Source organism: Niastella vici, assembly GCF_002077945.1.
GTDB classification, from domain to species: domain Bacteria; phylum Bacteroidota; class Bacteroidia; order Chitinophagales; family Chitinophagaceae; genus Niastella; species Niastella vici.
In genome coordinates, this window is record NZ_LVYD01000001.1 from 264,163 (window position 1) to 277,936 (window position 13,774).

The following is a 13,774-nucleotide window of genomic DNA, read 5'->3' on the forward strand; positions in this document are numbered from 1 at the left end:
ATGGATGAATTGTTACAACAAATTGCAGCCTATAAGCAGGAGATCGAGAATCAGCCAACCAATGGGGCCGATTCACTGGAAGCTTTTCGTATTAAATTCCTGGGTACAAAGGGTATCGTAAAGAACCTGTTTACCGAAATGAGGAATGTACCGGCCGATAAAAAGAAAGAATTCGGGCTTATCCTGAACGAATTCAAGCAATTGGCCGAATCAAAATACGAAATCTGGAAACAGCAGCTGGAAGGTTCCGGCACTACCGCTGCAGCAGCCATTGATGTAACCCTGCCCGGCGATCCATTGCCCCTTGGCACCCGCCATCCTATAAACCTGTTCCTGAACCATGTGATCAGCATTTTCAACCGCCTCGGTTTTTCGGTGGCTGAAGGTCCTGAGATCGAAGACGACTGGCACAACTTCACTGCATTGAACCTGCCCGAACATCACCCGGCGCGCGATATGCAGGATACCTTTTATATACAGCAAAATCCCGACTGGCTGCTGCGTACCCATACCAGCAACACCCAGATCAGGGCTATGGAAAAAGGCCAGCTGCCCATTCGCATTGTATGTCCCGGCCGCGTTTACCGCAACGAAACCATCAGTGCCCGCAGCCATTGCTTTTTTCACCAGATCGAAGGATTGTATATCGACGAAAATGTTTCCTTTGCCGACCTTAAACAAACCCTGTACTTCTTTGTGCAGGAAATGTATGGCAAGGATGTAAAGGTGCGGTTCCGCCCCTCCTATTTCCCCTTCACCGAGCCCAGCGCCGAAATGGATATCAGCTGCCAGCTTTGCGGTGGCGTAGGCTGCGCTGTGTGCAAACGTACCGGCTGGCTCGAAATATTAGGTTGCGGTATGGTACACCCGAAAGTATTGGAGAATTGTAATATTGACCCCGAAAAATATACCGGCTTTGCGTTCGGGATGGGTATTGAACGCCCCGCCCTGCTCAAATATGGTATCAATGACATTCGCTTATTCAGCGAAAACGACGTGCGGTTCCTGCGACAGTTTACGAGCGCGACTTAGCAACTCATTACCATGGTACAAACAATATGCATATGCGGCGCAGGCACTATGGGCAGTAGTATTGCCCAGGCAGCAGCCCAGCACAACTTTCACGTTATTTTATACGACGTAAGTACAGGTATGCTTGAAAAAGCCCGAACGGCTATGGAAAGCAACCTGCAAACCCTGGTGCAGAAAAACAAGCTCACCGCCGAAGCGGGTTCTGCCATCATAAGCCGCATTCAGTTTGTTTCAGATATCAACGATTGCCTGGCCGACCTGGTAATAGAGGCCATTGTTGAAAAACCGGAAGTAAAAGTGGCCCTGTTCAACCAACTGGCCGAAGTGAATCACAGCGAAGTGGTGTTTGCAACCAATACATCATCCTTATCGGTCACCGAAATTGCCAAAAAGATCATACACCCCGAACGGGTAGCAGGCATGCACTTCTTTAACCCCGCCACCATTATGAAGCTGGTTGAAGTAGTGACTACCCCTTTCAGCAATGAACAAACTATTGAAACCATAGTACAAACCGCCCGGCAAATGGATAAAACCCCTGTTCTGTGCCAGGATGCACCGGGTTTTATTGTAAATCATGTTGCCCGCCCGTATTACCTCGAAGCATTGAAGCTGGCCGAACAGGGAGTAACCGATTTTCAAACCATCGACACCCTGCTGGAGGCAACCGGTTTTAAAATGGGCCCCTTCCGTTTGATGGACCTCATTGGCAATGATATAAATTATGCCGTCAGCTGCCAGGTGTACGATGCCCTTGGCAAACCCGAAAGACTGCAACCATCTCCCATTCAGCAGGAAAAAGTAGAAAAAGGCGAACTCGGCCGCAAAACAGGGAAAGGGTATTACGAATACTCATGATAAAAGTTATCTTCGTGCCCTGTTAATTATTACACTTGTTAACCAAAATACTCGTTACAGGCGGATCGGGCTTTATAGGCGCTTACATCATAAAAGAACTGGTGGAAAAAGGCTATGCTGTGCGGGCAATCCGGCACAGCAAGGCAGCTCCATTTTTTATTCCTGCACATATTAATGCCCAGGTAGAATGGGTACAATGCGATATTCTGGATGTGGTATCGCTTTATGAGACTATGGACGGTGTTGATGCAGTTATTCATGCCGCCGCCAAAGTATCGTTTCATGACAGTGAAAGAAGAACACTAAACAAGATCAATATTGACGGCACTGCCAACGTGGTGAACATGGCGATCGAAAAAAACATTCAGCGCTTTGTGCACATCAGCTCGGTAGCCGCCATTGGCCGCACCATAAGCGGCGAAACAATTAACGAAGAAAAGAAATGGCAGCCGGGAAAATGGCATACCACCTATGCCATCAGCAAATACCACGCTGAACTGGAGGTATGGCGCGCCGCCGCAGAAGGCCTCAATACAGTGATCGTAAACCCAAGCACCGTATTAGGTTATGGCGACTGGAGTATGTCGAGTTGCGCCATATTCAAAAACGTATACCGCGAATTTCCCTGGTTCACCAAAGGGATCAATGGTTTTGTAGCAGTGGCCGATGTTGCCAAAGCCGCCGTATTGCTTATGGAAAGCAACCATTCGAACGAGCGGTTTATTGTGAACGGCGATAACTGGACGTTTCAACAATTATTAAATACCATTGCCGATGGCTTTGGGAAAAAACAACCGCATAAAGAAGCCACTCCTTTTATGGGCAAAATTGCCTGGCGAATGGAGAAGCTGAAATCAATGTTTTCGGGGAAAAAACCCTTACTCACCCGCGAAAGCGCCCGGGTTGCCCAAAGCGTTACCTACTTCGATAACAGCAAATTATTAAGGGCCCTGCCGGGTTTTTCATTTACTCCCCTCGAAAAAGCTATTCAAAAAGACTGCGAACAGTACCTGGCCCACCTGCAACCACTATAACTGGCAGTAAACTTGTTGTATACACCTTACCGGCCAATATGTTAAAGAAATTTAACCCCGAACCTGGCATCAAAAGGAGGGAAATCAATACTTTCAAAGCCTGTAAAACGTTCTAAAACATATTAGTCCGTTGCATATTTGAATTTATTCTTATCTATGCAACCTGCCAGGTAAAAACAACAAGTTTATTGGAGGTTTTACCCGGTCAAAGTGCAAATTCGATATCTATCTTGTGAAGAATTATTGTAAATATTCGAAATGAAAAATTTACTGATCCTGTTTTTATCCGCAACCTGTTGTACATCCTTGTTAGCACAGGAAAAAACATTCTCCATTATGGGGAAAGTGATCGATGCAGAAACGAAACAACCGTTGCCCAACGCTTCGGCTTATTGTCAAAATACCACACAGGGAACGGTTTCAAATAATCAGGGATTGTTTTATATGCGCCTGCCCAATGGCGGGTACGACATGGTGGTTACCTATACCGGCTATGAAAAGAAAATAATCCGCATCAGTAATAACCAGCCCCAAACAGATACCATGCTGGTAGAACTGGGAAAAGCCGATAAATCACTGACCGAAGTGGCCGTGGTAGCCAGCACAGAAGACCCGGAAGGATTAACAAAATATGGAAAGTTTTTTTCAGAGAACTTTATTGGCAATACCGCTTCTGCCGGCCAGTGTACCATTCAAAATCCTGAAGTATTGAAGTTTTACTACTCCAAAAAAAGGAACCGGTTAAAAATATTGGCAAAAGAAGACCTTATCATAGTAAACTATTTCCTCGGTTATAAGATCCGGTACCAACTCGATTCTTTCAGCTACGATTATTCAAGCAGTATTACTCAATACACCGGTTCGCCTTTGTTTCAGGAAATGGATAGCACCGAAGATGTAAAAACCCAGTGGAAAAAGAACCGGGCGCATACCTACCTTGGCTCACGCCTGCATTTTATGCGGTCGTTTTACGACAGCACCCTTATTAAGGAGGGTTTCATTCTTGAAAAGCTGAACGACGATCAGCAAAACGTAAAAGGCACATTTATTACCAACCCTTATAACGAACAGGATTATTTGTCAGACAGTGGGGATGTAGAAATAAACTGGACCGGCCGTTACCGCATCAGCTATGGAAATGTTCACCCCGACAAGCAATTCCTGGAAGAATATAAATTACCCCCTTCTACCCGTTTTCAGATCACTGTGCTGGAAATCGCCAATCCTTTTGTCATTGAAAAGAACGGCTACTTCTACGATCAGTATGATGTCACCAACACAGGTTACTGGGCCTGGAAAAAACTGGCCGAGCTATTACCATACGATTACGAATACCGATAAATGATCAGGAGTGGGCCTGCGGCTTGCCCTGAGCGGAACCGAAAAGTTAAAGAGCAGAGTGGCCTGCCTGTTATTTATTGTCCTTCATACGCGTATTAATAAAACCTTTGCATTTTAAAATATTGGCCTAAAACCTTTTTTTATACCTTCAAACGGAATTCTGAAAGCCGCCAGCGCGCTTGCAGAATGACTGTAGCTTATGGGGACCCTTGCCATCATAGTAGCTGAACTCTCTATGATCACCAAACGTTATATCGGAGCTCTGCTAATTTTTGCCGGTTTACTAACTGCTTGTACCTCCTATGCCCAGGAATATAATTACATACATTACGATGTAAAAGACGGGTTGGCTGGTTCTACAGTATATGACGAGTGCCAGGATAAAGACGGGTTCATTTGGTTTGCAACCGAAGCGGGTATCAGCCGTTTCGATGGCACCCATTTTAAAAATTTCACCACTACCGATGGACTACCTGAAACTGAAGTAATAAAACTTTTTGCCGATTCGAAGGGAAGGATCTGGATGGCTCCTTTCAAAAACAGCATTTGTTATTATTATAATGGCAAAATACATAACCAGGAAAATGACCCGGTGCTCAAAAAGATAAAACCGGTATCTGTTATTAGTGTAATGCAGGAAAGCGCCGACCATACCATCCTGCTGCACTCAGACAAAGATCTTTTCACAATACGTTCAGATAATACTGTTGATGTTCTCAGCCATTATATAAAAGGTGTTAATCAGATATTTATGAGGCCGAACCCTGTGGGGAACGGGTTTCAATTGAATTTAAATTACGATTCGTGTTATATTGTAATGGATGGTCAGGTAAATAAAATTTCCTGTGACATAGTTGGCAAAGATGCTTTTTTTAATAAAGCCCTGCAACGCTTCAGAAAAGCAATAAAAGGTGTTACCGCTGAAGATTTTACGCCTGGTGTAAATAGTATAAGGTTCACCAGTACCTATAATGGTTCCTGGATGGTAGACACGACTACATTTGCCAATTATGAAGAATTATTTCTGAAAGGAAAACAGGTAAGTCATGGCCTGGTCGACAGGGAAAAGAATATCTGGTTTACTACCCTGGGTGAAGGGGTTTATAAACTGGCATCCAGGGAATTCAAAACCTGGTTTTTCAAAAACAACAAGACCGCAGAGATCTTCTCCCTCCTGAAGTTTAAAGATAAAATATACGCAGGTTCGGGAGTGGGCCGTGCATACGTGAAAAGTGGTATAGCTATTGACACACTTAACGTACAAAAATTTTTTTACCGTTCTCCGAACGTCAATTCAAACAACCGGATAACCTGTTTAAAACAACTGAAAGACGGGTCACTGATCATTGGGTCAGATGGTCTTTTAACAAAAAAATCGCCTGAAGGATATATTTCCAATCCCAGCATCTATTCTGTAAAAGCAGTCGATGAAACAGACAATGGCTCTTTAGTGGTTTGCACAGGCAGAAGGACACTGCTGGTTGATGCTGAAAAGTTAACTACCCTCGATACCATTTGGCCTAACCGTACTACCAGTGTATGTTACTATAATAACGAGTACTATATTGGAACCGTTGATGGTTTGTATATACTTTCAAAAGATAAGCACGCCCGGTTTATGGGCGATGTGTATTCCGCGTTACGGCAGCGCATCAGCTATTTCTGCAAATCGCCCGATGGCCTTTTATGGATAGCCACTTTTGGCGCAGGCATTATCTGCATGAAGAACGACCAGGTGATCAACCAGATAACCACCAGTAATGGTATTTCAAGCAATATATGCCGTACCATATTTGTAAGCAATAACTTCCTGTGGGCCGGCACCGATAAGGGCATCAATAAAATAAATATCACCCAAACACCGTACCTGGTTTCTACTTACACCACAAGCGATGGATTACCCAGCGATATCATAAATGCTGTTTATGTTGATGGCAATACCATATATGCAGGTTCGCCAGCCGGGCTTACCTTTTTCGACGAAAGCAAAGTGACCAATTATTCAAAATGTAATTTGCGCCTGCTCGATATTTCGGTGGCCGGTAAAGCCCAGCCAATTCAGGATAGTTACCAGGTGCGTTACAATGAAAACAGTTTAAAAATATCCTATGCTGGTATCTCATTCAAATCGGGTGGCAGTATTTCGTACCGTTACCGGTTAAAAGGGTTGAATGATAACTGGGATTCAACCGGTCAAACCGTACTGGAATATCCATCTGTACCGCCGGGCAATTATGAGTTCGAACTGATCGCAGTAAATAAAAAAGGAATTATCAGCAACGCGATAAAGATCGCATTCATGGTGGAAGCACCTTTTTGGCAAACCCTGCCTTTTCAGATCCTGGTAATAGCGGTGGTGATTTTAATAACCTGGCTCCTGGTTGCCTGGCGCTTTAGTATCCTGCGCAGGGAAGAACAGGAAAAAATGTCGGTGCAACAAAAGCTAAATGAGCTGGAGCAAATGGCTTTACGGGCACAAATGAACCCCCACTTCATTTTTAACTGCCTCAATAGTATACAAAATTTTATTATAACAAACGACCTGGAAGCCTCTAACTGGTATTTGTCGGAGTTTGCGCACCTCATCAGGCAAACACTCGACAATTCTGAAAAAAGCACCATTTCCATTACTAACGAAGTATTATACCTGAAAAGATACCTCGACCTGGAAATGATGCGCTTTGGCCACTCTTTCAGCTATGAAATAGAAGTTTCCCCCGATCTCGACAGCGACCTGGTCAACATTCCAACCATGATACTGCAACCTTATATAGAGAACAGCATCAGGCATGGGATCCGGTACAAAGAAGACCGTAACGGCCGCATAGACATAAAATTTCAGAAAAGCAGCAACGGGTTCATATGCATTATCGAGGATAACGGCATCGGAAGAAAAAAGGCGCAGGAATATAAATCCCAAATGCATGTTGAGTACCAGTCAAAAGGCATGTCACTGACCGCAGAAAGGATAAATATTTTAAACCGCCAGTTAATTGATCCTATAACCATCGAAATAATAGACTTAACCAATGCACAAAATCAAGCCATGGGCACAAGAGTTATTCTTCGTATTCCCTTTTCCATTAATTATAAACCTGTGAAGAAATGATAAGAACCATCATTATAGACGACGAACCAAATAACATTGAAGCGCTCAAACTGCTGCTGACAAAATATTGCCCCATTATTGAGCTTGCAGGCGTGGCAGAAAACATCCGCACCGGCCAGGCCCTTATTTTGGATACGCAGCCCGATCTGGTTTTCCTGGATATTGAAATGCCGTTCGGCAATGCATTTGAGCTGCTGAACAACCTGTCGCCGGTGAATTTTGAGATCATCTTTGTTACTGCCTTCGATAATTACGCCATCAATGCTATAAAGTACTCTGCGCTGGATTATTTATTAAAGCCGGTCAATATAAAAGAGTTGCAGAACGCCATACAAAAGGCAGCAGATCGTATTAAAACAAAAAATATTACCACTAAAATTGATACGTTACTGTATAATCTGTCGGTAAGTAAGCCTGTTTTACAAAAAGTAGCGCTTCCTACGCTCGATGGGTTGGTATTTGTTAACATCAATGAGCTGGTTTGGCTCGAAGCAAGGGGCAGCTATACATTCGTTTATATGCACGATCAGCAAAAAATAATGGTATCGCGCACATTAAAGGAATTTGAAGACATCCTGCCTTTTGAAAACTTTTCCCGGGTGCACCAGTCATATATTATCAACCATCATTTTATAAAAAAATATAATCGCGGCCGGGGCGGAACCATTGAAATGGAAGATGGGACCACTATTGAAGTATCTATGCGGAAGAAGGATGAGTTTCTGTCAAAATTCAAATAGCCACGAATACAGAAGTAAGAAGTAGGAAATATGAGTTAAGAAGTTCAAAAGTTATCAGGCTTCCCTTCCTTTTTCAAATACCCTGAAGTAAAAATAGTATGAGCTAAGAAATTAGGAATTCTTCTTACTTCTTACCTCATACCTCTTACTTCATATCGCTATTACCGAAAAACGGTCTATTTAAGTGACTTTATCCGTTCCCAGATCTCAGGGATCCGTTTCACCCAAACCAGTTCTCTTTTTTTAATGCCTGCTTCCTCGCACGGCGATCCAAAATAAACTTTGCCTTTTTCAAGCGTACCACCTACCCCGCTTTGCGCCAGTACTACCACATTATCTTCAATTGTAAGTGTTTTTGAAACCCCAACCTGTCCCCACAATATAACGCCATTGCCAAGGGTTGTAGCGCCAGCTATGCCAACCTGTGCAGCCAGTAAGCAATTAGCCCCTAAAACGGTATCATGGCCAATATGCACCATATTATCGAGCTTGCTGCCCCGGCCAATACGGGTATCATGCGAAACACCCCGGTCGATCGTACAACCGGCGCCGATCTCCACATCATTTTCAATGACCACCCTTCCGCAGCTTTCCATTTTTTTATACCATACTTCGCGGTCCTTCTTTGTATTGTAATAAAAAGCATCAGAACCTATAACCGTTCCGGCCTGAATGATCACGTTGTCGCCAATAATGCAATAATCCAGGATGGAAACATTGGGCGCTATAAAGCAATTCTTTCCAATGCTTACTTCGTGCCCGATATAAACGTTAGGTGCTATATAAGTTCCCTCGCCTATAGTAGCTGAATCGCTCACAGGTTTAACAGCAGGCTTAAAGGGCCGAAAGTGACGTACTATAGTTTGGTATGCTTCGAATGGTTTATCAACGATCAGCAACGCTTTACCTTCCGGACAATCAGTTTTTTGATTGATGATGATAAAGGAGGCTTCTGAATGCAGGCACTTGTTGTAATACTTGGGATGATCAACAAAAACCAGGTCACCTGGTTCCACTTTGTGTATCTCATTTATACCTGTAGCTATTCCTTCTGTATTGCCGGCAAGCTCAGCGCCTATCAATTGAGCTATCCATTGAACCGAAACGGGAGCAGGAAATTTCATATCCGTTGAATTTTCGCAAAAGTAACGCACGATGGGCACACAGGATGGGTAATTCTTCCCTTCAGTTTCGTGTTTTCTGATATATTAATGGTTCAAACAAGCATAAACATCGTGAATTTGCTATCAAAGCATCCCTTTATTACTTAAACCGCAACTTCATACCGGCTTAAACAACCTGTTATGTCTTTAAAGGGCGCCATTTTACCGTTTCAATGATCTTTTTGCCAAAAAATAAATGCGGGTTGCCGGGCTTCATCGATGGAATATCTTACTGTGATGCATGTACAGATAAATGCTTTACAGATCTTCATTTAAACAACTGATAAGTTATCGCTCATTATACTACATAGGCTACAACCCGTTGCCAGTGCATGTTTCAGCTTATGCAAAAAATCAAAACATACCCACATGATCGATAAAGGAGTTATAAATTCATGTTCAACTTTGCAGATAATGATGAAATAAGGCTATGCTTTTCCCCATTACATAAAAAAAATGTGAATAAAATTTATTAGAAAATTTTTCCAGATAGAAAAAATTATTTTTAATATTGTGTAGGGAAATTTATTTCCCGGTACTTACTAACCCATCCACATAATGAATCTCCCGGCTCACCGGGAGATTTTCTTTTGTATGCATCGCTATTTTATTATCTATAAACCATATCAAGTACTATCACAATTCACTTCTGAAGAAGGCAAACAAACATTGAAGGCATTCTTTAATGTACCTGCTGATGTTTATCCTGTTGGCCGGTTAGATCATGACAGTGAAGGATTACTGATACTCACTAATGATACTACACTCAATCATCGCCTGCTGAATCCTTCATTTGCCCACGAAAGGGAATACTGGGTACAGGTTGATGGCAACATGCATGAAAAAGCATTGCAGGAGTTACAAAAAGGGGTTACCATAACAATCAATGGCGCTAAATATAAAACCCGGCCCTGTAAAGCAACGCGTTTTACTAACACACCAGCTGTTCCAGATCGCAACCCACCCATTCGATATCGTAAAGACATCCCTACCAGTTGGATCAGTTTGGTTTTAACGGAAGGCAAGAACCGCCAGGTTCGAAAAATGACAGCCCAAACCGGTTTTCCAACCCTTCGTTTGATCCGTTACCGCATTGGTGGCATTACTTTAGATGGTTTATTACCTGGTGAGCTGCGTGAAATGAATAAAAATGACATCTATACCCGATTGTTCGGGTAAGATGTTAAACCTTATTCCCCGTCCGAACGATTCATCCGGGCGGGCTTAACTTTTAATTCATTACCTTGCTAAAAAAAGGTACGTTATGTTGAAATCAATGACCGGCTTTGGAAGAAGTGAACAAACCGTGGGAGATAAGACCTTCCTGGTTGACATAAAATCACTGAATGGAAAACAATTCGAACTATCCTTAAAAATACCGGCTTTCTTAAAGCCCTTTGAATTCGATATACGAACGATATTATCTAAAAAACTCGGAAGAGGCACCATTGATTGTACCGTAAGCCTTAAAGAAAGCGGTGCCGCCAAACCGGTAAGTATCAATACCGATCTGGCAAGAGCTTATTATCAGCCCATCGCCGAATTATCACAGGCCCTCAACCTCGATCCATCACATATCTTAAGCACCCTCATCAAACTACCCGAAGTGATCACCCCTACCGGTGAAACCCTAACCGATGAAGAATGGGACCAGTTTGAAAAAGTAATAGAAGCAGCTATAGAAAACCTGACTACGCACCGGCTCGAAGAAGGAAAGATAATGGAAGCCGACCTGCTGTTGCGTATAAGCAATATTCAAAAACAACAGGACATCATTGCCACCCTGGAACCTTTGCGAAAAACAAAGATCAAGGAAGGCCTTACCAAAGTGCTGGAAGATAATGTGGGGAAAGAGAACTACGATCCCAACCGCCTCGAACAGGAGCTTATTTACTATATCGAAAAAATAGACCTTAGTGAAGAACAGGTACGCCTGAAAACACATTGCGAATATTTTAAAACCATTTTGAACGAGCCTGAAGACGGAAAAGGTAAAAAGCTATCCTTTGTGCTGCAGGAAATAGGCCGTGAGATCAATACAACCGGCGCCAAAGCGTATGATTCATCCATTCAGAAATGCGTGGTGCTTATGAAGGACGAGCTGGAAAAAGCAAAAGAACAGGTTTTAAACGTGTTATAACCGGTTTAATGTTTAAGGTAGAAGGTTTACCGCAATTGAGGTTACGTTCTACCTTAAACCTTCAACCCGCCCGCCTTGCACCTTCTGCCCCCGATCCCTATCTTTGCCAAAAATTTTCCCTTGAGCAAGCATATCCTTAACTATATTTCAATATTCGTATTACTTACTTCGTACCTCCTCCTTCCTGCCTGTGGTACAGTAGATGTTTTTGAAAAGAATGCCACTATTCCAAAACAACTCTGGAAAAGTTCCTATAAACCGGAAATAGTATTCACGGTAGACCCTAAGGATACTACGGCCAGGTACAATATTTATATAGTGATCAGGCATACAGACGCCTATCGTTATAAGAACATCTGGATAAACTTTCATTCCGAAGCACCAAACGGGGTTGTTCAAAACCTGCCCCTCAACCTGCAACTGGCAACCGACAGTAAAGGCTGGCTGGGTACCGGAATGGATGATATTTTTGAACACCGCATACTTATTACACCGCCGCAATCTCCTGTACCACTAAACGCAGGCACCTATCGCTTTAAACTCGAGAACATTATGCGCGAAGACCCTTTGAAAAATGTAATGAATGTTGGGGTGCGGGTTGAAAAGGCGCCATAAGGTTTATATGTTGTAAAATGGATGTATTCAAAAAAAAGCGACTCGCTGTTGTCAGTATTGTATACTGGCTTTTGCTGGCTTACATAGTTGTGGCGCTGGTATGGTGGTTCATTGCACTGCAACGGCAAAACCACCAGATGGCCACCTATAAGATCAGTGAGCTTAAAATGGACGATCCCTCCTTTCCCGCCAAATACCAGGCGATCGCTGATGAAAAACGCCGCAAAAATTTCCGGAATGTTGGCGAAGGCAGTATTTTCCTCGTTGTTATTCTAATTGCTTCCATATTTGTGTACCAGGCAGTGCGGCGCCAGATAAGACTGCAGCACCAGCAGGAAAATTTTATGATGGCCATAACGCATGAGTTAAAAACACCCATTGCCATTGCCAAACTCAACCTCGAAACCCTGCTGAAGTATACCCTGCCCGAAGAAAAGAAACTGAAAATGTTGCAGGCAACCCTGCAGGAAACCAACCGGCTGAATACCCTGGTCAGCAACATCCTGGTATCCTCACAACTCGAAGGCGGCCGTTACCGCATCTCAAAGGAAGAGCTCGACCTTTCAGACCTGGTAAAAACTGCGGTCAATGAATTCAGGAACCGGTTCCCCGACCACCACTGGCAAAGCGAAATAGAACCCGAAATAGATATCAACGGCGACTCCTTACTGTTACAGATACTGGTAAATAACCTCATCGAAAACGCCATCAAATATTCACCCAAAGAAAGCCTTATCACCTGCAAATTGTTCCAGAAGAACAGATCTGTACAATTTCAGGTATTGGATGAAGGTCCCGGTATAGCCGATGATGAAAAAAAACGGGTATTCGAAAAGTTCTACCGCATAGGCAACGAAACAACCCGCACCACCAAAGGCACCGGTTTGGGGCTTTACCTTTGTAAAAAGATTGTCGAAGATCACCACGGACACATCAGAGTGACCGATAATTTGAACAGAGGCAGTACTTTTATAGTAAGTTTTACTGTAAAACATGCCCATGAGCAATAAACCATCGATATTACTGGTTGAAGACGAAGAAAACCTGCACGAAGCGCTTAAACTGAACCTTGAGTTGGAAGGGTATGAAATTACTTCTTCCTTTACCGGCAGCGAAGCCCTGCAAAAAGTACAAAGCGAATATTTCGATCTTATCATACTCGACGTAATGCTGCCCGATGTAGATGGCATTAGCATAACCGAAACCATTCGCGTTCAAAACAACCAGGTGCCCATTTTGATACTCAGCGCAAAAAACACCAGTTCAGACCGGGTATTGGGTTTAAAAAAGGGGGCCGATGATTACCTTACCAAACCCTTTAACCTCGAAGAGCTGTTGTTACGGGTGCAGAAGCTGATAGAAAAGAATAAAAAAATGCAGGATAAGGATACGGTGGGCGATACCTATCAGTTCGGTGGTCATACAATTGATTTTAATGCCCAGGAAGCGGTCACAAAAGAAGGACAACGCATTCAGCTCAGTAAAAAAGAAGCCATGCTGCTGAAGCTGTTATTCGAAAACAAGAATGATGTGGTGCCCCGCGAAAAGATCCTGCAAACCGTATGGGGATACAACGTTTATCCTACTACCCGCACTATCGACAACTTCATATTGAACTTTCGCAAATATTTTGAACACGACAGCCGCAATCCCCGCTACTTTCATTCAGTACGCGGCGTAGGTTATAAATACACAGAATAACGGAAAGCAGGGCCCTGAGCGTCCTGAGCGAAGCCGAAGGA

12 protein-coding genes are annotated in these 13,774 nt (G+C 43.3%); 11 read left to right on the plus strand and 1 reads right to left on the minus strand.

The annotated features are described in order from the left end of the window. From pheS to A3860_RS01230, 6 genes are all read left to right on the plus strand, one after another. Positions 1-1,032, plus strand: a complete 1,032-nt coding sequence (gene pheS / locus A3860_RS01205) for a phenylalanine--tRNA ligase subunit alpha (protein WP_081144704.1) — start codon at positions 1-3, stop codon at positions 1,030-1,032. Positions 1,033-1,044: 12 nt separating this feature from the next. Then, a complete protein-coding gene (locus tag A3860_RS01210; RefSeq protein WP_081144705.1) occupies positions 1,045-1,890 on the plus strand; it encodes a 3-hydroxyacyl-CoA dehydrogenase family protein in 846 nt (281 codons plus the stop codon). A 35-nt stretch (positions 1,891-1,925) separates the two neighbouring features. After that, complete coding sequence (locus A3860_RS01215; RefSeq protein WP_081144706.1) at positions 1,926-2,924, plus strand: NAD-dependent epimerase/dehydratase family protein; 999 nt, start codon at positions 1,926-1,928, stop codon at positions 2,922-2,924. Between the two features lie 258 nt (positions 2,925-3,182). After that, positions 3,183-4,265, plus strand: a complete 1,083-nt coding sequence (locus tag A3860_RS01220; RefSeq protein ID WP_081144707.1) for a carboxypeptidase-like regulatory domain-containing protein — start codon at positions 3,183-3,185, stop codon at positions 4,263-4,265. A 199-nt stretch (positions 4,266-4,464) separates the two neighbouring features. Next, positions 4,465-7,374 carry a sensor histidine kinase gene (locus tag A3860_RS01225; protein WP_081144708.1) on the plus strand — a complete coding sequence of 970 codons (2,910 nt, stop codon included), beginning with the start codon at positions 4,465-4,467 and terminating at the stop codon, positions 7,372-7,374. Then, on the plus strand, positions 7,371-8,114 hold the full coding sequence (locus tag A3860_RS01230) for a LytR/AlgR family response regulator transcription factor (RefSeq protein ID WP_081144709.1): 744 nt from the start codon (positions 7,371-7,373) through the stop codon (positions 8,112-8,114). The genes A3860_RS01225 and A3860_RS01230 overlap by 4 nt, the downstream gene beginning before the upstream one ends. 176 nt (positions 8,115-8,290) lie before the next feature. On the opposite strand, the gene A3860_RS01235 is transcribed toward A3860_RS01230, so the two are convergent. Then, positions 8,291-9,238, minus strand: a complete 948-nt coding sequence (locus A3860_RS01235) for a UDP-3-O-(3-hydroxymyristoyl)glucosamine N-acyltransferase (RefSeq protein WP_081144710.1) — start codon at positions 9,236-9,238, stop codon at positions 8,291-8,293. A 597-nt stretch (positions 9,239-9,835) separates the two neighbouring features. Between A3860_RS01235 and A3860_RS01240 the strand changes: the two genes are divergently transcribed. From A3860_RS01240 to A3860_RS01260, 5 genes are all read left to right on the plus strand, one after another. After that, positions 9,836-10,456 carry a pseudouridine synthase gene (locus tag A3860_RS01240; RefSeq protein ID WP_245843444.1) on the plus strand — a complete coding sequence of 207 codons (621 nt, stop codon included), beginning with the start codon at positions 9,836-9,838 and terminating at the stop codon, positions 10,454-10,456. Between the two features lie 85 nt (positions 10,457-10,541). Beyond that, positions 10,542-11,417, plus strand: coding sequence for a YicC/YloC family endoribonuclease (locus tag A3860_RS01245; RefSeq protein WP_081144712.1), 876 nt, complete (start codon positions 10,542-10,544; stop codon positions 11,415-11,417). A 120-nt stretch (positions 11,418-11,537) separates the two neighbouring features. After that, entirely contained in the window at positions 11,538-12,032 is a 495-nt protein-coding gene (locus A3860_RS01250; protein WP_158085112.1) for a gliding motility lipoprotein GldH, read from the plus strand. Positions 12,033-12,049: 17 nt separating this feature from the next. Then, the gene (locus A3860_RS01255) at positions 12,050-13,042 is read left to right on the plus strand and encodes a sensor histidine kinase (protein WP_081144714.1); all 993 of its coding nucleotides are present in this window, start codon (positions 12,050-12,052) and stop codon (positions 13,040-13,042) included. After that, positions 13,032-13,733 carry a response regulator transcription factor gene (locus A3860_RS01260; protein WP_081144715.1) on the plus strand — a complete coding sequence of 234 codons (702 nt, stop codon included), beginning with the start codon at positions 13,032-13,034 and terminating at the stop codon, positions 13,731-13,733. The genes A3860_RS01255 and A3860_RS01260 overlap by 11 nt, the downstream gene beginning before the upstream one ends. The last annotated feature ends 41 nt before the right edge of the window (positions 13,734-13,774 follow it).